The 23,002-nt window shown below is 68.6% G+C and carries 20 protein-coding genes, 1 tRNA gene and 1 pseudogene; 9 read left to right on the top strand and 13 right to left on the bottom strand.

The window, feature by feature from the left end; translation table 11 throughout:
* Positions 1–374: 374 nt before the first annotated feature.
* Complete coding sequence (locus ACFQ9R_RS16415; protein WP_378991471.1) at positions 375–3,734, bottom strand: WD40 repeat domain-containing protein; 3,360 nt, start codon at positions 3,732–3,734, stop codon at positions 375–377.
* A 99-nt stretch (positions 3,735–3,833) separates the two neighbouring features.
* Here ACFQ9R_RS16415 and ACFQ9R_RS16410 point away from each other — a divergent pair, with 99 nt between their 5' ends.
* From ACFQ9R_RS16410 to ACFQ9R_RS16400, 3 genes are all read left to right on the top strand, one after another.
* Positions 3,834–4,331 carry a hypothetical protein gene (locus ACFQ9R_RS16410; protein WP_378991469.1) on the top strand — a complete coding sequence of 166 codons (498 nt, stop codon included), beginning with the start codon at positions 3,834–3,836 and terminating at the stop codon, positions 4,329–4,331.
* A gap of 202 nt (positions 4,332–4,533) precedes the next feature.
* Complete coding sequence (locus ACFQ9R_RS16405) at positions 4,534–5,184, top strand: hypothetical protein (RefSeq protein ID WP_378991467.1); 651 nt, start codon at positions 4,534–4,536, stop codon at positions 5,182–5,184.
* Positions 5,184–5,864, top strand: a complete 681-nt coding sequence (locus ACFQ9R_RS16400; RefSeq protein WP_378991465.1) for a hypothetical protein — start codon at positions 5,184–5,186, stop codon at positions 5,862–5,864. The genes ACFQ9R_RS16405 and ACFQ9R_RS16400 overlap by 1 nt, the downstream gene beginning before the upstream one ends.
* A 532-nt stretch (positions 5,865–6,396) precedes the next feature.
* Here ACFQ9R_RS16400 and ACFQ9R_RS16395 read toward each other — a convergent pair.
* Complete coding sequence (locus ACFQ9R_RS16395; RefSeq protein WP_378991463.1) at positions 6,397–7,758, bottom strand: lipase family protein; 1,362 nt, start codon at positions 7,756–7,758, stop codon at positions 6,397–6,399.
* A complete protein-coding gene (locus ACFQ9R_RS16390) occupies positions 7,755–8,903 on the bottom strand; it encodes an esterase/lipase family protein (RefSeq protein WP_378991461.1) in 1,149 nt (382 codons plus the stop codon). Before ACFQ9R_RS16390 ends, ACFQ9R_RS16395 begins: the two co-directional genes overlap by 4 nt.
* A gap of 192 nt (positions 8,904–9,095) precedes the next feature.
* Here ACFQ9R_RS16390 and ACFQ9R_RS16385 point away from each other — a divergent pair, with 192 nt between their 5' ends.
* Positions 9,096–10,370 carry a PucR family transcriptional regulator gene (locus tag ACFQ9R_RS16385; RefSeq protein WP_378991460.1) on the top strand — a complete coding sequence of 425 codons (1,275 nt, stop codon included), beginning with the start codon at positions 9,096–9,098 and terminating at the stop codon, positions 10,368–10,370.
* A 43-nt stretch (positions 10,371–10,413) separates the two neighbouring features.
* Here ACFQ9R_RS16385 and ACFQ9R_RS16380 read toward each other — a convergent pair.
* Positions 10,414–10,740: pseudogene (locus ACFQ9R_RS16380) on the bottom strand (transglycosylase family protein); the annotation flags it as partial.
* Between the two features lie 397 nt (positions 10,741–11,137).
* Between ACFQ9R_RS16380 and ACFQ9R_RS16375 the strand changes: the two are divergent.
* Positions 11,138–11,632 carry a DM13 domain-containing protein gene (locus tag ACFQ9R_RS16375; RefSeq protein ID WP_378991458.1) on the top strand — a complete coding sequence of 165 codons (495 nt, stop codon included), beginning with the start codon at positions 11,138–11,140 and terminating at the stop codon, positions 11,630–11,632.
* A 66-nt stretch (positions 11,633–11,698) separates the two neighbouring features.
* On the opposite strand, the gene ACFQ9R_RS16370 is transcribed toward ACFQ9R_RS16375, so the two are convergent.
* Complete coding sequence (locus tag ACFQ9R_RS16370; RefSeq protein WP_378991457.1) at positions 11,699–12,331, bottom strand: response regulator; 633 nt, start codon at positions 12,329–12,331, stop codon at positions 11,699–11,701.
* A 93-nt stretch (positions 12,332–12,424) separates the two neighbouring features.
* Positions 12,425–13,621, bottom strand: coding sequence for a sensor histidine kinase (locus ACFQ9R_RS16365; RefSeq protein WP_378991455.1), 1,197 nt, complete (start codon positions 13,619–13,621; stop codon positions 12,425–12,427).
* 323 nt (positions 13,622–13,944) lie between these two features.
* Here ACFQ9R_RS16365 and ACFQ9R_RS16360 point away from each other — a divergent pair, with 323 nt between their 5' ends.
* Complete coding sequence (locus ACFQ9R_RS16360) at positions 13,945–14,505, top strand: heme-binding protein (RefSeq protein ID WP_378633096.1); 561 nt, start codon at positions 13,945–13,947, stop codon at positions 14,503–14,505.
* Positions 14,506–14,556: 51 nt separating this feature from the next.
* On the opposite strand, the gene ACFQ9R_RS16355 is transcribed toward ACFQ9R_RS16360, so the two are convergent.
* Positions 14,557–15,510 (bottom strand): DNA polymerase domain-containing protein, encoded by a 954-nt coding sequence (locus ACFQ9R_RS16355; protein ID WP_378991454.1) that lies wholly within the window; start codon positions 15,508–15,510, stop codon positions 14,557–14,559.
* Positions 15,511–15,686: 176 nt separating this feature from the next.
* Here ACFQ9R_RS16355 and ACFQ9R_RS16350 point away from each other — a divergent pair.
* From ACFQ9R_RS16350 to ACFQ9R_RS16340, 3 genes are all read left to right on the top strand, one after another.
* Positions 15,687–15,759: transfer RNA gene (locus ACFQ9R_RS16350), tRNA-Glu, on the top strand.
* Between the two features lie 126 nt (positions 15,760–15,885).
* Positions 15,886–16,491, top strand: coding sequence for a QsdR family transcriptional regulator (locus tag ACFQ9R_RS16345; RefSeq protein WP_378991452.1), 606 nt, complete (start codon positions 15,886–15,888; stop codon positions 16,489–16,491).
* 17 nt (positions 16,492–16,508) lie between these two features.
* The gene (locus ACFQ9R_RS16340) at positions 16,509–17,654 is read left to right on the top strand and encodes an acyl-CoA dehydrogenase family protein (protein ID WP_378991451.1); all 1,146 of its coding nucleotides are present in this window, start codon (positions 16,509–16,511) and stop codon (positions 17,652–17,654) included.
* Between the two features lie 55 nt (positions 17,655–17,709).
* On the opposite strand, the gene ACFQ9R_RS16335 is transcribed toward ACFQ9R_RS16340, so the two are convergent.
* From ACFQ9R_RS16335 to ACFQ9R_RS16310, 6 genes are read right to left on the bottom strand one after another with little or no spacing between them, the layout of a single operon-like run.
* Positions 17,710–18,930 (bottom strand): cytochrome P450, encoded by a 1,221-nt coding sequence (locus ACFQ9R_RS16335; protein WP_378991450.1) that lies wholly within the window; start codon positions 18,928–18,930, stop codon positions 17,710–17,712.
* Positions 18,927–20,180 carry a cytochrome P450 gene (locus tag ACFQ9R_RS16330; protein WP_378991449.1) on the bottom strand — a complete coding sequence of 418 codons (1,254 nt, stop codon included), beginning with the start codon at positions 20,178–20,180 and terminating at the stop codon, positions 18,927–18,929. Before ACFQ9R_RS16330 ends, ACFQ9R_RS16335 begins: the two co-directional genes overlap by 4 nt.
* Complete coding sequence (locus tag ACFQ9R_RS16325; protein ID WP_378633469.1) at positions 20,180–20,728, bottom strand: ATP/GTP-binding protein; 549 nt, start codon at positions 20,726–20,728, stop codon at positions 20,180–20,182. Before ACFQ9R_RS16325 ends, ACFQ9R_RS16330 begins: the two co-directional genes overlap by 1 nt.
* Positions 20,729–20,771: 43 nt before the next feature.
* The gene (locus ACFQ9R_RS16320; RefSeq protein ID WP_378991448.1) at positions 20,772–21,116 is read right to left on the bottom strand and encodes a DUF742 domain-containing protein; all 345 of its coding nucleotides are present in this window, start codon (positions 21,114–21,116) and stop codon (positions 20,772–20,774) included.
* Positions 21,113–21,523 (bottom strand): roadblock/LC7 domain-containing protein, encoded by a 411-nt coding sequence (locus ACFQ9R_RS16315; RefSeq protein WP_378633077.1) that lies wholly within the window; start codon positions 21,521–21,523, stop codon positions 21,113–21,115. The genes ACFQ9R_RS16320 and ACFQ9R_RS16315 overlap by 4 nt, the downstream gene beginning before the upstream one ends.
* Positions 21,520–22,914 carry a sensor histidine kinase gene (locus ACFQ9R_RS16310; protein ID WP_378991447.1) on the bottom strand — a complete coding sequence of 465 codons (1,395 nt, stop codon included), beginning with the start codon at positions 22,912–22,914 and terminating at the stop codon, positions 21,520–21,522. Before ACFQ9R_RS16310 ends, ACFQ9R_RS16315 begins: the two co-directional genes overlap by 4 nt.
* Between the last annotated feature and the right edge of the window lie 88 nt (positions 22,915–23,002).

Raw genomic sequence — 23,002 nt, 5'->3', positions numbered from 1 at the left:
TGGAGTGCGGCGCCGAGGGTGTCGAAGAGGCCGCCCAGGGCAGCGCTACCGGTGTCGATGATAACGGGGATCATAGTAATTCCTCTGTTTCTCGCATAGGCCCAGCCGGAGCTGGCTTACGAATGGCATATCGACGCTCAAACGCGACGGGTTACGGAATTTCCGATTTAGTGACACTGGTAACAGTACGGCCACAATGCCAGCTCTACCTGGCATTTTCGCGCGATACCCACTGTTCCTTAAATAATTCTGAGAATTCTATGAGATTCATAGTGCGACATCCGATAAGGCGGCATTTCCGTTGCCCCGAGAAATAGGGGCACCGCTACACACCGTCACACGCAAATGCGGATATTCCAGGCAGGACGTATCGGTCAGCGCGCCGGGCAGGTGTTCACATAGGCGTGACCGGGGAGGGCGACCACCCATTCCTCGCGGGTGATCGGGGTGGTGCCGCTGGCGCAGATCCGATCAGCTTCGGCGGCGGCATCGGTGCGCCATTGACGCAGGGTGCCGTCGACCGCGGACTCGGTGAGGACAGCGCCGTCCGCGGCGAAGGCCAGCATGGTGGGTTGCCGGTGGCGCAGCCCCCGGGCGATGGTGGCGTAGGCGGTGGGGTGCGCCGGGTCGGAGTAGTCCCAGAGCAGGATGGTGCCGCTGACGATGTCGTCGATGGCGAGCAGGGTTCCGTCCGGATCGAACGCCACCGAACCTGCCGAGCCGTTGGCGCCCGCGGGGGCGGCAAGGGCACGCGGCGGGGTACCCGGCGTGCCGAGCTGGTAGACGAAGGCGCCGGTGAGAGTGCCGACCGCGAGTGTGTTGCGCGAACTCAGGGCCAGCGCGATGGTCTGCCCCGGGGTTCGCAGATCGGACAGTTCGGCGATCGGCTGCGCGGTGGAGGTGGTCGAGAAGACGCTGACATTGCCGGTGCGGTGGCTGCCCACGGCGAGCAGGCCGCCATCCGGGCTGAACGCGAGCGAGGTCGGGTAGCCACGGCCGAATCGGATACTCGACCGCAGTCGGGGCTCGCCGGTGACGTCGAAGATATCGACGGTCTGGGTCATGCTGCGGCCGATGGCCAAGGCACCGTCGGGACTGAACGTGACGGCGCGGATGTCGACGCCTGCCGCGCTGAGCGGCGCGCCGACACGACGCGGAGTCACCGGGTCGGTGATGTCCCATACCTGGATCGTGAATTCGGTTCTGGTCACCGCCCTGGCCGCGTTCGGGGCGATCGCGACGACGTCGATCAGGCCGGCGGGGTCGCCGTCGAGCAGCGCTCGATCGGTGGCGTAGGGCGTTCTGGCCAGACTTCGTAAACGGGGGAACAGATCCTGCGGGAGGGCAGGCTGGTCGGGTGGAAACCGGAACAGCGTCAGCGAGCTGGTCGACACGACCGGGCCCGGCAGCTCGAACACATGCACGGCATGGTCGAAACTCGTTGTCACCAGCGACCTTCCACCGCGCAGGAAGCGAGCCCGCGCGACCATGTCGATCGGGAAGGTGACCAGCTCCTCGCCGGTGTCCAGATCGCGAATGCGCGCCCGGGTGTCGCCGCCGACGATCACGGCGGATCGACCGTCCCCGGTCGGTGATACGTCGAGGTATTCGTTGGCGCCCCGCGGCACGGTGGGCATCGGGTCGAAGCCGCCCGCGCCTACTCGCCAGCGCGCGACCTCGCCCGGATTGAGACCGACGGCCAGCACGGTGCCGTCGCCGTTGAACTCGACCGACCTCGCCTCCGCGCCGCCGGGCCGTTCGAGGCGGCGGTCGAACGCCGGTGTCTGCTCCCGGTCGAGGGTCTCGATGTTCCAGGCTCGCACCGTGGTGGTCCAGATGCCGCCGAACAACGACGGCACCGCCGCGACGAGCGTGCGATCACTCAGGGCGACCTCCGCACGCTGCCCCGAACCGGACATCGTCGGCAGGGCGACCGGGTGCGCGGGATCGTCGCCGAGGCGCCAGCTCGCAATCGTCGCGCTGTGGGTGCCGATGGCGACGAACCCGAGGTCGGGACTGAGCGCTGCCGACGAAGGCAACCGGCCGCCGAGCGGGAGCTCGGTCACCAGGCGCGGTGCACCGTGGTCGGCGATGTTCCACAACGCCGATCGCAGATCGCCCGCGACCACCAACCACTCGTGGTCGGCGCTCATCGCGAGACCCCGGATGTGCCCGCTCCCGGTGTCGAACCGTGGCCACCGATCGACGCCGGACTCACTCACCCGCACCAATTCCACGGAGCCGTCACCCTCGCCGATCGCGATCACGTCACCCTGCGCGGTGGTCGCGATGCGTGGTGCGTCGGGATCGAAGACCACCCCGCGACCGAGCACGACACCGGGACTGATCCGGATCGGCGCGTTCGTGGCGGTGTTCTCCAACAGAGCGGACCGCGCCTCCTCGGTCTCAGCGGTGCGATAGGCGGCAAGGGCGATCTGCTGGGACAGCGCGGGATTGAGATTGCCGCCACCCCGGGCGACGCCGGCGAACAGGCGCGAATTCGATTCCGCGCGGGCGGCCGCGTTCTCGATGCGCAGCTGGACCACCTTGGTCACCGACCCCACCGCCAGCAACACGGCCAGCCCGGCCGCGACGGAAACGATCCACAGCGCGAGGTTGGCCCGTGTGCGGGTCCGGGCGATCGCTTCGGCCACCGTGCGGGCGGCCGAGATCCGGTCGGCGTAATTCTGTGGCGCCTCGTCGGCGGCTTCCCGCAATGCCTCCGATGCGACCACCACGCGCAGCGACGAGCGTTGCGCGGCAGTCAGTTTGCCCGCATAGCCACCGACTGCCGTCAGATTCGACCCGGACAGGCCCGCGGTGACCGCGCACTCGGGGTCGAGTCGACGGGGCCGCAGCTTTCGCAGCAGGGCGTGCCGCGGTGCGAGATCGTCGAGGGCGACCGCGAACGCCGCGCCCATCGACGCGCCGTTGATGTCGTTGGCCGGAGCGCTGCCGTGCGTCGAGACCGACCATCGCACACAGGCGTCGGTGCCGGCCAATCTGCTGATGCGCCAAGCCTTTTCGAGGCTGTCGGTGAAGGCGCGATCGGCCTGGAGGAAGCCCATCCGCGCCGGGTCGGGGTGCAGGCCGCTCGGTCCGCCCCGGACCTGGTCGAGGCGCAGCACGCCCACCTCGCCACCACCGCCGAAGCTGGCGAACAGCACGCTGATCCGGCTGCTGCGCACGACCGGGAGGGTATGCCCGGACAACTCCAGCGCGGCCATGATGGCGTACCCGCGCGCCGCGCGAACGCCCTGGCCGAGGAGATGGCGCACGATCTCACCGAGCGGAGCATTCGCACTGGTGATCGGAATGCCCGCGGGCAGCAACTGGGTACCCACCGAGGTCAGACCGGCGCGTTCGGCGTGATCGAGAAATGCCGCACACGCGTCGTCGGTGTCGATCGAACCGGTCAATGCCCGCGCCAGCACCGCCATCGCGCGTGCGGCGGACAGATCCGCGGTGATCCGGCGGTCCTGCGCGTCGGGATCTTCGGCTTCTTCCTCGAGCAGATCGTCCGCGGCGAGATCCTTCCAGCGGGCCAGCGACTGCCTCGCCAGCACGCCCGTCTCCCGCCGGTGGTCCAGCAATCGGCGCGCGGCATCCGGCCCGGTCGCAACGGCAGCACGGCACAGCGCAAGCCAGCGTTGCGACGCACCGGTCAGCTCGATCAGCACCGCGTCATCGGACAACAGCGCGTCCGTCGGCTGATCGGTCGATTCGCCTGCCATGTCTCCCCCATCTCCCTCCGGGCAGCACCGGCGACCCTGCCGAGAATGCCCCGATACGATGGAATTCCAGCACACCACCGATCGACCCAGGGGACCACGTTGTCGAGACGACACATCGCCGGACGCACCCTGACCGCCGCGGCCCTGCTCGTCACGATCCCGGTCTCGGCGAGCTGCGCCGACGACGCGGACACCAGCGCGAAGCCGACAGCCGTGGTAGCGCAGGAGATTTCCGCACCGCCGCCGCTGCCAAGCGCCGACGAGGTCGAGCAACTGATGCGACGGTTGCTCGACACCACCGTGTCCAACGCCGAGAAACTCGAGCTGATCCAGGGCATCGGGAGCGACCCCGAGCTGCCGAACCGGGTCGCCGACGCGCCCCGCCAGGGCGGCGCCACCATCGCGCTCACCATCACGGGTACGCGCACCGCACCGCCCGGCATGATCGCCGACGGCACGGCTTCCATCAACAACAGCCCGCCGCAGCCGCTCATCGTGAACTTCATCGTCGAGGACGGGAAGTGGAAGGTCGAAAAGGCCTGGTACTGCCAGATCGCGTTCTCGTTCATGGTCGCCTCCCCGGCGTGCCCGACCTGATCCGCGTGGACACCGTCGATGCCGACTGAGCGAACCGCTCCGGGCCGCAACCGCATCTGTGTAGGAGCCGATCGACCCGACAGGAGGCTCCGCGATGCGACATGCTCGACCCGGTACCGCGCGCCACTGTCTGCCCTCGGCCCGGGGAGCGTCGAGAAACCGAGCCGTGGTGTGCGCGTCGTCGGCCGAGCGGGGGTGCCGGGTGAGCACTGAGCCCTTGGACGAATGGCTCGGCGCCTCCTGGAGCGAGGTCCCCGAACGCCTGCGCCCGGCGGTGGTCGATCACATCTTCGGCGCCGATCTGGTCACCATGTCGACCTATGCGGCGACCAAAGCGCGCTACGTCCTGGATCGGCTCGACCCGGACATGCGCAGCGACTTCGAAGACGTCGCCCAGAACACCATGGTCGAACTCACCGCGACGCTGCCCACCGAGCGGATCCGGCACTGGAAAGCGCTGGTGCTCAAGAAGCTGCAGTGGCAGGTGCTCCAGGACCGCCGCAGTCGCACCGCCGAGAAACGTCACCCCGGCCAGCGGGTCGACTACGAGTCGGCGGTCCTGGTACTCGAGGATCATCGGTGCGGCGACGCAGAGAACCGGCTCGCCGACCGCGCTGTCCTGCGGGACGCACTGGCCTCGATCACGCACGCGGAGACCGCCGCCGTGCTCCGCGCGACCTTCGTGATCGCCGCGGACGGCAGCTATACCGATGTGCAGACCACCGGCGAGGTGGCCGCAGACCTGCGGTTCAGCCAGGAGAAGGTCAAGCGATTGCGCGCGGCAGGCGCCAAGTTGCTGCGCGAGGCCGTGCGCGCGCAGCTCGACGCCCGGGACAACGAGGAGACAGCGTAATGGCGCCGGATCATGACGCGGACCGGTTGAGTCTGCCTGTCGACATCGACGTGCTGATCGCCTTCGCCGCGTCCGACAGCCCGGACGCCGACGCGGAGTCCGCCGACGCGGGGGCGCGGATCGCCGAGCGACTGTTACGCGCAGGCGCGGTGTCGGGCAGCTCAGCCGCGCTCGGCGACCTCGGTGCGCGCCGGGCCGTGATGACGGTGCCCGGCTGGTCCGTGCAGCCGCTCGCCGCGTCGTCGGACAGCGAGCAGACAACGACTCGCACGGTGCAGAAGCAGCGCGACCGGGAGTTGGGGATCGAATTCACCCGCTCGCCCGCGGGCGCGGAGCAGACGCGAATCTCGGTGCACTCGTTCGGCGCTCGGGCCGCGGCGGGCGACATCGTGCGGATCTCGGTACGCCTCGGCGCCGACCGCACCGAACTGCTCGTCGTCCTCTACGCCGGTGACGACGGCACGCTCACCGGGCAGGCCGTCACCAGGGCGCTCACCATGTCCGAGGATCTCGAGATCTCGCTGTTGGCGGGTGCGGCGCTCGACAGCACGCACGTATCGGCGGTGACCGATGCGGTGCGCTGCTCGCTGACGGCCGGGCGCAACGCTTGGCGGCGGGTGGCCAAGGGCCTCCCTGCCGGTGATCCGGTACGAGCGGCGATCATCGCCGGTTTGAGCTGATCGTCGCGGGTTGTCGGGCAAGGCACGGAACCCGGCTGCCGGAGATGTTCGTCCGGCAACCGGGTTCGGATACGCCCAGGGAGGGCGCGCCGACGGACCGGGTGGAACCCCCCTGCGGCTCCACTCGGCAGCGGCGGCGCGGCCTCACTCCCAGGGCAGTAGTACTTCACCGACGTCGCCGCAGTGGTGGCGTCGACGTCGGTGAAACCCCTCACCGACACTGATGCCGTGCGAGGGGCAAACGGTTCGCCGCGAACCGCCGCCGGGGCATGGCGCATCTCTGTTCCGACGGCCGGTGCCGGTGCCGGTAGTGAGGAACACGGGGATGACACCTTCGAGGAACGACACGGCACGGCAGCTCGCCGCGTCGGCCGATCTCGAGGCGGCGCGGCGACAACGAGACACCGACAGCCGAACACAGCGCGACACCGCGGAGTTCGTCGCGCTCCGGCCGCTGCGTGGCGAGGCTCAGCTCACGGCGGCCGCTGACACACCACCACAATCGAGCACGCGTCACACGGAGTACACCGACTCAGCATTCGACCGCGATCGAGGCATCACCGACCACGTCCGGATGTTCGGCATCGCTGTGACGCAGGCTGGTTCGTTCCGGTGATACCCCACCGATCGGCCTACCTGCCAGCATGCGCAGCGCCAGCCGCACGAACGCGAAGTGCGTACGCAGGGCCCGCGGTGAACGGGCGACGGAGGCAACGGTGCACGTGCCGGTCGGTGCGGGAATTCCAGCGAATCTGTCGGTGAGCCAATCGAGAATCGCCGGGACGATGAGGAATTCGAGTGGCAGGTGCGAACCGCGGCGCACGCGCAGGTAGCGCACCGTCGCCCCGGCCTGCTCGTACCGGCGCACGTGGGCGTCGATATCGGCGACGGCGATCACCTCGTCGTTCACCCCCTGGACGATGAGCAGGGGTGCGGCGGGCGCGCGCGTGCCGGGTTCGATGTCGGCGAGGATGCGGCGCAGGACGGGCTCGGCGAGCAACTCCCCCATGCCGCCGCGCAGATGCCGGGTCACATCGCGACGGGCGAACCGCAGCAGCAGCGCGAAGGTGCTGCGCTCCTCGGCCTCACCGAGCAGACCGCGATATCGCGCGTCGAGGTGATCGCTGAGCACCGGATCGAGCTCGGGATAGGCCTGCCGCAATCCCGCGACGAACGCCGCCGGGAACCCGGCGAACCATCCGCCGTTGAGACGCACGAACGCGGCGGCCGGGTCACCCACCGGTGATCCCGCCGCCGCACCGACGATATTCAGCTCCGGCGCGTACTCGGCGGCCAGTTCGGCGGCCCACGCCGTCGCCAACCCGCCACCCGAATAGCCCCACAGGGCAACCGCCGTGGTGGGCGTCAACGCCATCGGGGCGAAGCCGAGCGCGGCCCGAATCCCGTCCAGCGCACGGTATCCGGGTTCACGTGCCGCTCCGAACCGGCCACCCGCCCCTTCGTGATCGGGTACCGATACCGCCCAGCCCTGCTCCAGGGCCATCGCGATGATCGGCAGCTCGAGCGGCGCGATCGAACCGATCGTCCATGCGCCGCTCCGCAACGCGTACGACGGAAAGCACTGCGGGGCCACAGCATCGATCGCGCACTGGAACGACACCAGCGGCCGTGGACGCGCGGCAGCGCCCCACGGCAGCAGCACTGTCGTCACCGACACTTCCGGCGCACCGTCGAGATCGCAGGTGCGGTACAGCAATTGCCAGGCCGTGATCCGCTGCCGGATCACCCCGAACAGCGCGACGTCCACCGGCCGCGACCGCACCACCGTCCCCGGCGCGAGCGCGTCGAAACCGGATGGAGCGTCGTAGAACGGGTCGGCGGGCGGGAGCAGCGGTGCGGCGCGGCGGGTCGGCGCCGGGGCGTCGACGGTCATAGGCTGCCGCCGCCACCGAAGAACCAGGGGTTGAACGTGCAGGTCAAGGTGGGACTGCCTTCCGGATCGAGGGCACGCAGCGCGATCGAGGCGGCGCGCGGGGAATACATCATGGTCAGGTGGTCGGAGACGTCCTGCTCGCAGCCGTTCTGCAGGGCGATGTTGTCGACAGTCGCGTCCGGTCCGGCCCGCAGGAAGGCGAGGTCGAGGGGATTCATCACCTCGTCGTAACGGGAACCGACCACGGTGTAGGCGACGCCGGGCACAGTGTCGCCGGTGGCGTTGAGGGTGGTGTAGAACGACGAGCCGACGGCCTGTTCGACATTGGCGGCACCGATGATCGGCCGGTAGAAGCCCATGATGTCGATGCCGGCGTTGTTGATCATGCGGCCGAGGGTGGCGATCCCGAGCAGCGAGGTGCCGTGGTGGGTGGCGCCGAAACTGACGAGCTTGCCGACCTTGCCCTGGCCGCCCTCGAACTTCAGGTAGTGATTGGCGATGGTGCCGCCCTGGGAATGGCCGACGATGTCGACCTGGTCCGACCCGGTCGCCGCGCGCACTCGTTCGATGAAATCGGCGACCTGACGGGACGAGTCGGCCATCGGGCCCACCCCGTAGCGCCCCGGCAGCACGGCGCCGAGTCCACCGGCCTCCAGCAGCCCGGATTTGCCGAAGTTCAGCGCGAACACGCAGTACCCGGCCTCGGCGAGGCGGGGCGAGAGATAGGAGAAGGTGTCGTAGGCGTTGAGCCAGGTGCCGTGCAGCAGCACCACCGGGCGCGGGTGCTGCGCCGAGGGCTTGCAGTCCCAGCGGTTGGCGCCGGGCGGCGCGGCGTCGGGGTGGAGCAGGCCGTAGGCGAAGGCGGGCAGGTAGGCCGACATCTCGGGGCCCTCACCGACAGCGTCGGAGGCGCGGCTGCCCGACGAACCCGAGCTGCTGCCCGAGGCGCTGCCGGTGTCGGCGATGGCGGTGGGTGTGCGGCCGTCGGCGGCGGCGACCGTGCCCGCGTTCACGTATTCGGCCAGCGAGGCGATCGTCGGCTCCAGGGTGGGAGCCGCGTCGGCCGGGCCTGCGGCCACGGTCAGCGCCGCGGCGATGCCGATTCCGCACAGCGCGCGGCGAAGGGAATGCGTCGTTGCAATCATGGTTTCACTTCCGTAGATCCGCGTCGACGAACAGGTGGCTCGGACGCGCTCTGCGAATCTATGACCCAGGACACAGTGATGTCACTGCACCGGGCAACGAGAAACTCTGGACCGGATTGGCGCGGGAGCCAAGTTCTGTACGTTTTCGATCGGATGGTCCACTACCGGGCTGTCGTCGGACACAATCGAGTCATGCTCGCCGAACACCCCGTTTCCGAACTCCCCGCTCTGCCCGCGCTGACCGCTCGGCTGCTGACGCGGTGGCCACAGATCTCCGAACGCATGCTCGCCGACGGTCTCGGCGCCAACGCGCCCGCCGAATTGCCCGACGGACACTTCACCGCGGAAGTGCTGCCGACCATCTACGCGTGCGGGCGGGCCGTGCTCGAGGCGATCGGCGCCGACCGCGAGTTCACCTACGCCGAGGTCGCGGCCTTCGTCGCCCCGGTCGCCGAGCGTCACGCCGAGGACCGGTTGCCGTTGCCGATGCTGATCGGCGCGATCCACGGCTCGGCGCAGTCGGTGTTCGCGGAGGCGCTGTCGCTGGCTCTGCCCACCGAGACCGCGGAGATGGCGCGGGTGGGCAACCGCCTGCTCGATCTGCTGCGTCATATCAACATGACGGTCGTGGAGACCTACACCGAGGTCGAGCAGTCGATCTATCACGCCGAACGCGAGGCGCGCCGGGAGCTGTGTTCGGCACTGGTGCGCGGCCTGCCCGCCGAGGAGCTCGCCGCCCGCGCCGACACGATCCTCGCCGATCAGTACACGGTGCTGGCGGTCCATCTGAGCGAGCCACCGCGCGTTGGCACCGCGGCCAACCTGGTGACCAGGCGACGGATCCGGGTGTTGCAGCGCGCTTTGGACGAGCTCACCGGCACCACCACCCCGGCCACCTTCGACGGCGCTCACGGCATCGCGTTGCTGAGTCACAGTTCCGAAACCGACATCCTCGACGCGGCGAAGTTCGACGAACTCGCCGACCGCCTGCGGGCCCAGTTCGGGGTACCGGTGTATCTGGCCGAATTCTCCGGTGTCAGTCGTGACGCCATTCCCGCCGCGGCGAAGGACGCGACCGAACTGACCGAACTGGCGCGACTACGCGGCAAGCCCGGCGGCTGCTACCGGCTCGACGATCTGCTGCTCGAATATCAGCTCACCCGGCCCGGCCCGGCCCGAGAACGCCTGGCGCAGCGGGTGATTCCGCTTTTGAGCAGTCCGCACCTGATCGATGCGCTGGAAGCGCATCTCGTGCACGGCGCCGACCGCAAAACTGCGTCACGACTTATTCACGTGCACCCGAATACTTTTACCTATCGCCTGCGCAGGATCGCCGAACTCACCGGTCTCGACCCGGCTGATCCGAAAGATTCACGTATGCTCGCCGCGTCGCTCACGGTGTATCGACTCGATTCCCTGGAGAACGAAAAAACCCGCTATTCGACGTGTGCATCGAATAGCGGGTAATTCGTTTCCCGACAAGGAAAGTCTTACTTGTCAGCGCTCTTTACAGGTAGGCGCTGCACACGGGCCAGGCGCCGGGACCCTGCGCGGCCAGCACGTTCTCGGCCACGCGGATCTGCTCTTCACGGCTGGCGTTGTCGGCGGAGCCCGCGCCACCGTAGGCTTCCCAGGTGCTCTGCGAGAACTGCAGGCCGCCGTAGTAGCCGTTACCGGTGTTGATGTTCCAGTTGCCTGTGCTCTCGCACTGCGCCACGGCGTCCCAGTTGTTCGCCGAGGCGGTTGCGGTGGTCAGACCGGCCGGAACGGCGATCATCGCGCCGGCAACAGCGGCAAGACCAAGGGCACGGGTGGTGAACTTGCGATTGAAAGACATAAAGTATTTCCTGCCTGCGCCCACCGACTCGGTGATGAAAACTACCGCGTCCCTGCCCCTCAGTCATGTCGGGGATCCTCGAATCACGGGGCAGGCTTTCTGGCGTTCTGCGATTCGATTCGGCTCGGGTTGTTGTTCAAGCCGTGATCGAATGTAGCCGGTTTGCGACCTGAGATCACGTACCGATCACGACGCCATTTGTAGCGAGCATTGTCCAAACGAACACCGTTCACCCCTGGTCGACCGTAATAAATCCGTAATCACACCACTGTCGTTATAGCGTCGTAATGTGACGGGGCTCATAAGGAATCAGAGACCCCGCTCACGTTTCTTTTCCGGCAATTCGGGCAGTCTGCCCACGCCCGGCCGGGGGATGATGGGTGAAAAGGAGGCGCACATGAGCACTCGCCGGACCCTGTTCACCGTCCTCGCGCTCGGCGTGGTCGCGGCCGTAGGCGTAGGTCTCTATCTGTTCCAGCCGTGGCGACTGTTCACCACGGTCACCGTCGACGAGGCACCGATCGTCGCGGTGGACGGCGCGCCACCGCCGCTGATCGCCGAGGGCACCTTCGTCTCCCACGAGCACGACACCTCCGGCACCGCCCAGCTCCAGCGCACGTCGGAGGGCACCGTCGTGCTCCGGATCGTCGACCTGAAGACCTCCGACGGGCCTGCCCTGCACGTCTGGCTCACCGACCAGCCGGTGATCGTCGACGACTGGCACAACTTCGACGACGGCGACCGCATCGACCTCGGCGCCCTGAAGGGAAACGAGGGCAGCCAGAACTACGAACTGCCCGCCGGTACCGATCTGGCCACGGTGAAGTCGGTCAGTATCTGGTGCGAGCGCTTCCACGTGTCCTTCGGCGCCGCCACGCTGGCGCCCGCGTAGGCGCCGCCCTGTCCGATCAGGGCCTGCCCCGACCCTTCTGCCCCTGCCGAGTGGGCACTCGAACCCTCAGGCGAGCAAGCGCCGCTCGGTGGCCACCGCGACCGCCGCCGCACGGGTGTCGACCCCGAGTTTGTCGTAGATGCGGCCCAGATGCGTTTTCACCGTGGCCTCGCTGATGTGCAGCGCGCGGGCGATCTCGCGGTTGCCGAGGCCGTGGGCGAGCTGACCGAGGATGTCACGCTCACGCGCGGTGAGCGTGGGTCCTGGATTGCGCATCTTGGCCATCACCTTGGCGGCGACCGGCGCCGACAAGGCGGTCTGCCCGCCGGCGGCGGCGTGGATGGCGGCGAACAGTTCCTCCGGCCGCTCGGCCTTGAGCAGGTATCCGGTGGCGCCCGCCTCGATCGCGCGGGTGATGTCGGCGTCGGTGTCGTAGGTGGTCAGCACCAGGACGTGCGGGGTGGGGGCGGGCTGGGAGGTGATCCGGCGGGTCGCTTCGACACCGTCCATGTCACTACCGAGCTGCAGATCCATCAGCACCACGTCGGGGTGCAGGCTCGCGGCCAGCGTGACCGCGGTCGGTCCGTCGGCAGCCTCGCCGACAACCTCGATACCGGGCGCGCTCGACAGCAGTGCGTGCAGTCCGGCGCGGACGACCGCGTGATCGTCACAGATCAACAGGCGCACGGTGGTGGTCACGTGCCGATGTTAGTGCGCGCGTTCCCCGACGATGCGAATCCCTTCGCGGGCCGGCGCCGGCGCGGTCAGCGGATGTTCGTGGCGGCGATCGCTTCAGTGGCCGGCGATCGCGTCGTCGATGATCCCGGGCGCGAGCGGAATCGCGGCGGAGAGCACCGTGCCGTCGCCGGCCGCGGATTCGATAGTGCAGGTGCCGCCGAGTTGGCGCACTCGCGCGCGAATCGCGGGCAGGCCGTGTCCGCGATGTTGTTGCGGGTCGGCCTGCGCGTCGGGGTCGAAGCCTCGTCCGTCGTCGGCGACGTCGAGCACGATCTGGTCGTCGAGACAGGTCAGGGTGATCGTGGCGGTGGTGGCCGCCGCGTGTTCGCGCACATTGGCCAGCGCGCCCTGGGCGATGCGCAGCAGGGTGGCCTCGACCCGCTGGGGCAACGAGCCCGGCGCTCCTTCTATATGGCAGCGCACGGTCAGGGTGTCCGTGGTCTCTCGCGCGGCGAGCGCGGCCAGCGCGGCGGGCAGGGATCCGCCCGCGGCGAGGTCGGCCGGGGCCAGATCGTGGACGAACCGGCGAGCCTCGGTGAGGTCACGTTCGGCGATGGCGGCGGCCGAGCGCAGATGCGTGTGCGCGAGTTGCGGGTCGCTGTCCCACACCAGGTCGGCGGCTTGGAGCAGCATGCGCTGACTCGACAGTCCCTGGGCCAGGGTGTCGTGGATTTCCATGGCCAGTCGTTGCCGTTCGGCCAGGGTGCCCGCCGTGCGTTCGGTGGCCGCCAGTTCCTGTCTGGTCCGCACCAGGTCGTCGATCAGCGCGGCCTGCCGTTCGGCCTGACGGCGCATTCCGACGAACAGCGCCGTGGTCACCGCCGCCACCGCGGGTGGGGCGAGCACCAGATTCGGATCGAGCCAGCCGGCGATGCGCACCTGACTCGACACCACCAGCGCGGTGAGTACCACGACCAGAATCACCGCGACCCGCTCCGACAGAATCCGCAGCCCCGTGTACACCAGTGGCACCGCGCACCAGGCGAAACTCGGCGCGAGTACCACCAGCACCGACCAGGTGAGCACCAGCATCGCGAACCACACCAGCCGACCCGACTGACGCAGCTCGCTCAGCGCGTACAGCACCGCGAGCACCACGGAGAGGACGACGATCAGCGGCGTCGACCGCGTCTCGCTGTGCCGGATCAGCCACCGCATCAACGACGCGGCGAGCAGCACATAGAACGCACTGTGGACGATGACGGCGAGCAGGCGCGTGTCGTCTCGCTGGGCGCCGAGCAACTGAGCCATGTCATCCACCTGGGTTCTCGGCGGCTGCCGCCGCGGTTGTCGGCCTCTCGACCTCGATCTTGCCTCCCGCGAGCACTTCGGCGTCGCACCCTCCGGTCGGTCCGGGTCGAGGTGGCCGAGAAAACAGCTCGGCCTGGGCGAACTGTTGATTCTTCCCGATGATCGCCCGAGGTGGGTCATCCGATCGGTTGACCCCGGTGTCGGCCGATCCGGCCCCGGAGTGCAGCCGGTACGCCGATCCGCGCGGGCCCGCGAGCGAACAGGATGGATATCAACAGGCCACGGCAGACCGCCGGCCGGCCGAGATCCGCACAGGAGCAGTCATGACCGCCAAGTCCACCACCCGCAACCGTCTCATCATCGCCGGCGCCACCGTCGGTGTCGTCGCCGCCGGTGTGGTCGGCGTCGTGACGGTCCAGGCGCAGGATCAGGACCCGGCCACTCGCACCCCCGTCGTCGTCAACGCCGCCGACGCCAACCTGGCCCAGTCGACTCACCTGTCGATCGCCGCCGCCACCAAGGCCGCGCAGACCGCCCTCGACGCCGCCGCCAAGGAGAACCAGCGGGTGAGCGTCGCGGTTGTCGACCGCAACGGCAATGTCATCGTCACCCTGCGCGGCGACGGCGCGGGCCCGCAGTCCTACGACGCCGCCCAGCAGAAGGCCTTCACCGCGGTCTCCTGGAACGCCCCCACCACCGAACTGGCCAAGCGTCTCGAGTCGGCTCCCCATCTGGCCGACATCGACGGCACCCTCTTCCTCGGTGGCGGCGCCCCGGTGAAGTCGAACAACGCCCCGATCGCGGGCATCGGCGTGGCAGGCGCTCCGAGCGGTGACCTCGACGAGAAGTTCGCCCAGGCGGGCGTCGCCTCGCTCGGGAGCTGATCAGGATCTGAAGTACTGTCCCCCTGCCGAATTCGGCAGGGGGACAGTTTTTCATTCGGTGCGGCGGGCGCGCGCCCGGCGTTTACCCTCGTGCATCGCCTGGACTCGGGCGATCGGAATGGTGCGGCCCTCGGCGATCAAGTCGGCTGGAAGTACTTGTGGCGCAGGCATTTCCGTGTCCCACGGGTCAGCGTCACCGAGCAGGTCCCGCGCCGTACGCAGAGTGAAGTCGGCGGGGGTCACCGAGTCGATGTCGTTCCAGCGCACGGGAAAAGACACCGGTACACCCGGACGGACGCGCGGGCTGTATGCCGCGATCACCGTTGCGCCACCGGCTCGCGTGGAGTCGAGAAAGACCTTGCCCGCGCGGTCCTCGCGGATGAACGCGGTGGTTCCGACGGTGGGGTCGATGCGCTCGGCCCTGGCCGCGACGGCCCGGGTCGCCGCCGCGGCGTCCTCGATCGCGACGCCGGGCTCGATCGGCACGTAGACGTGTAATCCCTTGGCGCCGCTGGTCTTCACCGCACCGGCGAGCCCGTCGGCCGCCAGCGCGGCCCGGATCAGCTGCGCACCCGCGGCCGCGTCGCGAAACGTCTGTCCCGGTGAGGGATCCAGATCCAGCACCAGGTGCGTCGGTCCCGCGCTGTGGTCGACCGGCAGCAGCAGCGGGTGGTATTCCACCGCGCGCTGGTTTCCGAACCACAGCAGCGTGCGCACGTCGTCGCCGAGCGCGTAGGTGACCTCGCGATGCGAGCTCTCGGCCCACACCGTCGCGCGCGGAACCCAGTCCGGAGTGTATTTCGGCAGGTTCTTCTGCATGAACGGCTCCTGCCCCGGCCGCACCCGCACCACCGACAGCGCCCGCCCCCGCAACACCCGAACGAGCCGCTCCCCCACGAACTCGAGATAGTCGACCAGGTCCCGTTTGGTCGCCTCGGCCCCGTCGAACAACGGCTGATCGAGATTGCTCATCTCCACCCCACCGCGCAGCTCTTTGCTGGTCATGGCCCCACCTTGCCCCGCTGCCAGAGGGCGGTCAACCGGTCACGGACACAAACCCGCCGCCCGGCCCCAGCCGAACGCAGGGCGCCTCGCTCTGCGGTCACCACCCGTTTTGGTCGATCACCAGGTCGTCGGCTATCGTATGTTCCGCGCGGCTCACCCCGGTGAGCTGTAGTTCTGGCCCCGTCGTCTAGCGGCCTAGGACGCCGCCCTCTCAAGGCGGTAGCGCGGGTTCGAATCCCGTCGGGGCTACAGAGAGAACTCCTCGGTCATGGTGACCGGGGAGTTTTTTTGTGCCCGCGTCTTGTGCCCGGAGTGCAACACATTGACAGACGTTGCACGGTTCATACACTGTAGGAAACGGTGCATGGAGGTGACGTGATCGAGCAGACGGCGTTGGAGAAGCGACTCCAGGACGCCGCGGCGCGTCCCGATGCCGTGAGCGCGTTCCGCGCCGCCAGGGCCGTATTCCTGGCCGGGCACCGACTCGAGATGAAGGAACTCGCCGTCGCGCTCGGGGTGAACCGGGCGACGCTGTTCCGATGGGTCGGCGGGCGCGACGAACTACTCGCCGAGGTGATCTGGTCGGTCGCCGAGCCGACCTTGCGTCGCGCGGCCGCCGCGGCTCCCGGCCACGGCGCGTACCGCATCGCGACGATCCTCGGTGATTTCGCGCAGGCCACCAACACCTCCTACGCCTTCCGCCAGTTCCTGCTGCGCGAACCCGAGCGGTCGCTGCGACTGCTCACCACACGCGCGGGATCGGTGCAGCACCGCGTCGTCGCGATCGTGGAAGAGCTACTCGCCGAGGAGATTTCGGCCGAGAATCTCGATCCGCTGCTGCCGGTGCCCGAGTTGGCGCTGCTGCTGGTGCGGATCACCGAGACCTTCATCTACACCGATGTGATCAGCGGTGAGGAACCCGACGCGGCCAGAGTTGTCCGGGCGTCATTGGTTCTGCTGGGCGAACGGCCCGAACAGTAAGTCAGCGAAAGGACATCATGAAGCGCTCCATCTTTACCGAGGATCACGACGCCTTCCGCGCGTCGGTCGCCGAGTTCGTCAAGCGCTCGATCGAGCCGAATGCCGAACGCTTCGTCGAAGAACGGGCGATCGACCGTGAAACCTGGCTCGCGGCAGGCGAACTCGGCTACCTCGGCCTGGGAGTGCCCGAGGAGTTCGGTGGCAGCGACGCGGGCGACTACCGCTTCAACGCGGTGTTCGGCGAGGAGCTGTCGAAGGCGAGCGCCGCGATCGCGTCCTCGTTCGGCATCCACTACGACGTGTGCGCCCCTTACATGGTCGAGCTCACCAACGACGAACAGAAGCAGCGCTGGCTCCCGAAGTTCTGCACCGGCGAGATCATCACGGCCATCGGCATGACCGAGCCGTCGGGCGGCTCCGACCTGGCCGCGCTGAAGACCACCGCCGTGCGCGACGGCGACGACTGGATCGTGAACGGCTCGAAGACGTTCATCACCAACGGTTTCAATGCCGACCTGGTGATCGTCGCCGCCCGCACCAGCCCGGAGAAGAAGGCCAAGGGCATCACGCTGTTCGTCATCGAGACCGGCATGGACGGCTTCACTCGTGGTCGCAAGCTCGACAAGGTCGGTCAGCCCGAATCCGATACCGCCGAACTGTTCTTCGACAATGTGCGTGTCCCCGACGCCAACCGGCTCGGCGAGGTCGATCGTGGCTTCATCGCCATGATGGAGCGGCTGCCGCAGGAACGCATCGGCGCGGCGGTCTCCAACCTCGCGCACGCCTCGGCGATCCTGGACGAGACGCTGCAGTACGCCAAGGAGCGCAAGGCATTCGGGCAGCAGATCGGCAGCTTCCAGTACAACAAGTTCCTGTTCGCCGAGCTGGTCACCAAAATCGAAGTGACACAGGCGTTCGTCGATCAGGGCATTGTCGCCCACGCTGCCGGTGAGCTGTCCGCGGTCGACGCGGCGAAGGCCAAGTGGTGGTCGGCGCAGGTGCAGAACGACGTGCTCGACGCGTGTGTGCAGTTGCACGGCGGCTACGGCTACATGCGTGAATACCGGGTCGCGCGGGCGTGGATGGACGCCAGGGTGACCAAGATCTGGGCGGGCTCCAACGAGATCATGAAGGAACTGATCGGCCGCGATCTGGGTCTGTAGCGCACGGATAGCGTCGCGCCCGGCGTAGGAGCCACCGGGCGCGACGCGTCGCCGGTCAGTTCAGGATGATCGGCAGCGCGGCCAGATCGTTCTGCGTGAGCACCGGCAGGTTGCCGATCTCACTGTCGGGCACGGCAAGGCGCAGCTTCGGGAAGCGGGCGAACAGCGCGGGCAGCGCGATCGCGGCTTCCAGACGCGACAGCGCGGCGCCGGGGCAGATGTGCGGGCCGTAGCCGAAGGCCAAGTGGCGGTTGGCGGTCGGGCGGGTCACGTCGAACTCGTCGGCGGTCTCGCCGTGCACCGCGGTGTCGCGGCCGACGGCACGGTAGGACATCACCACGCCCTCACCCTTGGCGATCACGGTGTCGCCGACAACGATGTCCTCGGTGGCGAAACGCATCAGCAGGTGCGAGACCGGGCCGTCCCAGCGCAGCGATTCCTCGATGACCTGCTTCCACTCCACGTCCCCGGCAAGGACTTTCGCCAGCTGCTCGGGTTCGGCGAGCAGCGCGCGCACGGTGTTGATGATCAGGCTGACGGTGGTCTCGTGGCCCGCGGCGACGAGGGCCTTGATGTTGCCGATCGCCTCTTCCTCGGTGAGCGGCTCGCCGCCCTCGTCGGCGGTGACGAACGCCGAGGTCAGATCATCGGCCGGGTCGGTGATCTTCTGCCGGACCAGGTCGGTGAAGTACACATCGAGGCCGCCGATCACCTCGAGGCGCTCGTCCTGCGGGGTCATCACCGAGAAGAACTTCTTGTACCACTCGAGCAGCTGCGCGTGGTCTTCGCGCGCGACGCCCATCAGGTCGCCGACCACGCGCATCGGCAGCGGGTAGGCGAAGACCTCCTTGAGGTCCACGGCAGCGCCGTCGGCGCCGGCGGCTTCGAGGTCGTCGAGCAGGTCGGCGGTCAGCTGTTCGATCACCGGACGTAGCTCTTCCAGCCGCCGCGGGGCCAGTGCCTGGGCTGTCTTGAGCCGCAACCGGCGGTGCTCGGCACCGTCGACGCTGAACATCGAACGGTCGACGAGGACCATCCCGATCAGCGGCCACTGGGTGGTCACCACGCCGTCGGCATACAGCGACCACGCGTTGATGTCCTTGACCAGCCGGGTGTCGGTGGTCAGCTGACGCGCGAGGGCGTGATCGGTGATCGTCCAGGCGGGCACACCGAGCAGGTCGATCCGGGTGATCGGACCGAGTGCTCGAAGTCGGGCGGTTTCCCCGTTGAGGTCACCGACCATGGGGTCGATGGCGAAAGGGCATGGCGAGCTCACGAGAAACCTCCGACGGGTCGAACTGGTGTGAAACGAACGGGCAGTGCGGTCATGCCCCGAAGGAAAGCCGAAGGTCGCCGGGTGAGCTGGTCGGCGGGCACCCCGAGGTCGACATCGGGCAGCCGGTCGAGCAGCACCTCGATCCCGGTCCTCGCGATGATCTCGGCGATCTGCTGTGCCGGGAAAGGGCAGCGATATTCACCGTAACTGAACGCGAAGTGCGCGTTGTTGCCGGTGGGTACCGAGCCGCCATCGGTAAACGATTGGCGCACATGCGGATCCAGATTCGCGGCCGCGAGACCGAGCAGCAGCAGGTCGCCCGAACGAATCGTCTTGTCGGCGAGACGGGTGTCGCGCGCTGCCCAGCGCCCCGCCAGAATCGAGGTGGGACCCTCTTCCCAGAGCACCTCGTTCATGGCCTCGCCGACACTGCGCCTGCCACCGCCGAGCGCGTTCGCGAACCGGTCGTCGGTGAGCATCAACCGCATGGAGCTGCCGAGCCAGTCGGCGGTGGTGAGGTGACCCGCGGCGGCGATCGCCATCAGGTCGTTCATGTATTCCTCGTCGGTGAACGGCTCGGGGTCGGCCAGCATCATCGAGGCCAGATCCCCAGCGGGACGTGCCCTTTTCGCCGCGACCAGGCGGGCCATGTGCTCGGCGAAGCGGGCGTGCCCGGACTGGGCGTCGGCGCCACCGTCGGCGAGCTGTTTCATCGCCAGGGCGAGGTCTGCCGCATCGATGTCGGGCAGACCGAGGATGCGCGCCAGAGCGAGCGCGGGCAGCGGCACCGCGAACTCGGCGATCAGGTCGGCGCTGCCGCGACCACAGAATCCGTCGACGAGGCGGTCGGCCAGTTCCTCACAGGCTCTGCGCAATTCGAAGTGATCCACCGCGTCCAGTGCCGGTTCCACCATCGCCAGGTGCCTGCGGTGTTCGGCGCCCGCGGTGAAGTAGATCGAGGGCATCGGGTGCCCGATCATCGGCAGCAGCGGCCAGTCCTCCGGGACCCGGCCCCACTGATTCCACAGCGACACATCGCGCGGGAACAGCAGTGGATCGCTGGTCACCTGGTGCAGTTCGCGATAGCCGATGATCAGCCACGCCGGAAAACCGCCCGGCAGCTCCACCTCGACGACCGGGCCGTGGTCGCGGCGCATCCGCCGGTAGACCTCGTGCGGTTCGATGTGGAACTCGGGCCCGCTCAACGGCACCGCGCCGGTGATCGGGCAGGCGCCGGTCGGTGTGCTCATCAGACGGTTTCTCCCTGCGGGACAGCGGAATACAGGTGCTCGACCAATGTGATCAGCACCTGCTTGCTCGATTCGCGCGAGCGCGCGTCACACATCACCAGCGGCACCGCCGGATCGAGATCGAGCGCGTCACGCACCGCTCCGGGCGAATGGGAATCGCCGAAGTCGTTGCAGGCGACCACGAACGGGGTGCCCTGATGTTCGAGCCGGTCGATCGCGTACCAGGAGTCGCTGATCCGGCGCTGGTCGACCAGCACGATCGCGCCGAGCGCACCGGCGAACAGCCGGTCCCACAGGAACCAGAACCGCTGCTGACCAGGAGCTCCGAACAGATACAGCACGTGTTCGTCGTCGAGGGTGATGCGGCCGAAGTCGAAGGCGACGGTGGTGGTCGACTTGCCGGGCACACCGCTGGTGTCGTCGACACCTGCCCCGACGTCGGTCATCGTGGCTTCGGTGTCGAGGGGCCGGATCTCGCTCACCGAGCGCACCAGTGTCGTTTTGCCGACACCGAATCCGCCGATCACCACGATCTTCAACCCGTGCATTGCCGTGCTGTGCAGCGGCGCTCGAGCCCGCTCGGGCACGTTCTCAGAGCTTGCGAAGTCCAACGAGCACCTTCTCGAGGGTGGAAGCGTCCAGCGACATCGCCGCCGACAGCGGTGGGCGCACCGTGATCTTGCCCGAGGCCAGCAGGTCCGACAGCACGACCGTGGCCACCCCGACGGGCAGGCGCAGCTCGGCCGCGATCTCCACCACGGCGGTCGGCGCCCGGCACATGTCGAGGATCGCGGCCTGCTCCGAGGACATGCCCGCGGTGGGCGCGGACTCGCTGACCACCAGGGTGACCAGGTCGAAGTCCTCGGTTACGGGGGCGCGTCCGCCGGTCAGCGTATAGAAACGGTCGGGATCGTCGTCGCGACCCGCCCTGGTCACTCGATCGCTCCGCGTCTGGGCTGGGCAGCCAGATGCTCACCGAGCTGTTCGACCAGCTCGTGCATCGTGTGGCCGACCAGACCGGCATCGGCGTCCTCGGCGGCGACCACCGCCAGGTGCGCGCCGCGCCCCGCCTCGACCACGAACAGGATGCCGCCGTAGAACTCGGTCATCGACTGGCGAACTCCGCCACGCCCGTCACCGAACTCCACGGATGCCCCGTGCGACAGGCTCTGGAATCCGGCGGCGATGGCGGCCAGCTGATCGGCGCGGTCCACATCGAGTTCCGGTGTGTGGCAGATCTTGAGCCCGTCGCCGGACAGCAGCAGGGCGTGCCTGGCGCGCGGGGTGCGGGCGAGCAGCTTCTCGAGCAGCCAGCCGAGGTGGGCGGGGGCGGTGGTGGTCATCGGTCCTCCATGGGGTCGGGAGCCGCGGCGGCGCTGCCCGGTTCGTGGCTTGCGTTGGTGCGGCCCGGCGCGGAGCGCTGGAAGGCACCGAGGGCAGTGGGCTTGGCCGGTGCCGCCTTGGCGGCGGGTGCGGCGGTGAGACCTTCGGGGTGGACCTGGGCCAGGGTGTCGCCCCGGCGGCGTTTCGGCAGCGAGGGCGAGGTCGGGACCGCGCCGTCGGTCTCCGGTCGCGCGTGCTGGCCGGCCGGCTCGCTGAAATCCATGGTGCCGGTGTCGGTTCTGCGCGGGATCGGACTGTCGAACTGGCTCAGCGTGGCGGGTTCGGCGAAGCGTGGCGCCGCCACCACATTGCGACTGCGGCGTTCGGCGCGGGCGGTGAGCTCGCGCGGGATGACGACGACGACCGCGGTGCCGCCGATCGCCGACGGCCGATACGACACGGTGAGTTCGTGTTTGCGCGCCAGATGCCCGACCACCGCGAGGCCGAGCCGGGTACCCGACAGCGAGGCGAGATCCACGCCCTTGCCCTTGTGATCGCGCCCGGTGACGGCGGATTCGGCGCGGCGCAGCGCGGAATCGCTCATGATCAGGCCGCTGTCCTCGATCGTGATCACCACGCCCGCGGGCACTTCCGCGGCGTAGACGTGCACCTCGGTGGTGGGCGGCGAGAAGTTGCAGGCATTGTCGAGGAGTTCGGCCAGTGTGTGCATCACGCCTTCGGCGGCGTGCCCGGCGATGCCGACCTCGGCGATCGCCCGCAGCCGGACGCGCTGATACCCGGCGACACGGCCCATCGCGCCGCGCAGAATCGATTCCATCGCGATCGGTTTCGCCCAGCGGCGGCCGGTGCGCGCACCGGACAGGACCGCGATGCTGTCGGCCAGTCGTCCGGCCTGGGCGGTGCGATGGTCGATGTGGAGCAGGTCGGTGAGTACTCGCGGGTCGGCGTGGCGGTGTTCCATCTCCCGCAGTTCGGCCAGCATCGAGGTGGTCATCGCCTGGATGCGGCCGGCCGCACCGGCGAAGGCGGCCAGTGCCGCCGCGCCCCGGCGCGAGTTCTCCTGGGCTTCCCACGCGTACGCGGCGGTGTGCTCGTCGGCCTGGGTCAGGCGCGCGCTCGCCTCGGCCACGGTCGCGGCCAGTTGCTGCTCGGCCTGCTGGGCAGCGGCCAGACTCGCACGCGCCTGCGCGCGCTGACGCAGGGCGAACCACACCGCGGGGCAGCCGATCAGTGCCGCGGCCACCGCCGCGGCGAGCACCGGGATGCCGATGGCCGGTGGCGTGAACACCGCGGTCACCGCGGCGATCGCCACCACCGCCACGCCGGCACCGAGCACCACAGATCCGGCGCTGTCGCCGGACGCCTTCGGCGCAGCTACTGTCTGTGCCATCGGCAGTACTTCCGCAGTACTCACAGGCCCCCTGCCATAGTGGTCGATCAAACACGCAGCAAGGCAGCCTGTTTCGAAGTCGGAGTCG

Origin of the sequence: Nocardia sp. NPDC056541 (assembly GCF_042794235.1) — a bacterium.
Lineage (GTDB): Bacteria > Actinomycetota > Actinomycetes > Mycobacteriales > Mycobacteriaceae > Nocardia.
The sequence above is the reverse complement of the archived record's forward strand: the minus strand, read 5'-3'. Positions and strand labels throughout refer to the sequence as shown.

What these genes read in the sequence shown, in the direction of transcription:
- ACFQ9R_RS16310 (WP_378991447.1), bottom strand. Translation starts at nt 22,914, where the DNA reads ATGGCACAGACAGTAGCTGCGCCGAAGGCGTCCGGCGACAGCGCCGGA.
- ACFQ9R_RS16340 (WP_378991451.1), top strand. Translation starts at nt 16,509, where the DNA reads ATGAAGCGCTCCATCTTTACCGAGGATCACGACGCCTTCCGCGCGTCG.
- ACFQ9R_RS16395 (WP_378991463.1), bottom strand. Translation starts at nt 7,758, where the DNA reads ATGACCGTCGACGCCCCGGCGCCGACCCGCCGCGCCGCACCGCTGCTC.
- ACFQ9R_RS16365 (WP_378991455.1), bottom strand. Translation starts at nt 13,621, where the DNA reads ATGGCTCAGTTGCTCGGCGCCCAGCGAGACGACACGCGCCTGCTCGCC.
- ACFQ9R_RS16415 (WP_378991471.1), bottom strand. Translation starts at nt 3,734, where the DNA reads ATGGCAGGCGAATCGACCGATCAGCCGACGGACGCGCTGTTGTCCGAT.
- ACFQ9R_RS16400 (WP_378991465.1), top strand. Translation starts at nt 5,184, where the DNA reads ATGGCGCCGGATCATGACGCGGACCGGTTGAGTCTGCCTGTCGACATC.
- ACFQ9R_RS16355 (WP_378991454.1), bottom strand. Translation starts at nt 15,510, where the DNA reads ATGACCAGCAAAGAGCTGCGCGGTGGGGTGGAGATGAGCAATCTCGAT.
- ACFQ9R_RS16390 (WP_378991461.1), bottom strand. Translation starts at nt 8,903, where the DNA reads ATGATTGCAACGACGCATTCCCTTCGCCGCGCGCTGTGCGGAATCGGC.
- ACFQ9R_RS16360 (WP_378633096.1), top strand. Translation starts at nt 13,945, where the DNA reads ATGACCGCCAAGTCCACCACCCGCAACCGTCTCATCATCGCCGGCGCC.
- ACFQ9R_RS16375 (WP_378991458.1), top strand. Translation starts at nt 11,138, where the DNA reads ATGAGCACTCGCCGGACCCTGTTCACCGTCCTCGCGCTCGGCGTGGTC.
- ACFQ9R_RS16330 (WP_378991449.1), bottom strand. Translation starts at nt 20,180, where the DNA reads ATGAGCACACCGACCGGCGCCTGCCCGATCACCGGCGCGGTGCCGTTG.
- ACFQ9R_RS16315 (WP_378633077.1), bottom strand. Translation starts at nt 21,523, where the DNA reads ATGACCACCACCGCCCCCGCCCACCTCGGCTGGCTGCTCGAGAAGCTG.
- ACFQ9R_RS16325 (WP_378633469.1), bottom strand. Translation starts at nt 20,728, where the DNA reads ATGCACGGGTTGAAGATCGTGGTGATCGGCGGATTCGGTGTCGGCAAA.
- ACFQ9R_RS16385 (WP_378991460.1), top strand. Translation starts at nt 9,096, where the DNA reads ATGCTCGCCGAACACCCCGTTTCCGAACTCCCCGCTCTGCCCGCGCTG.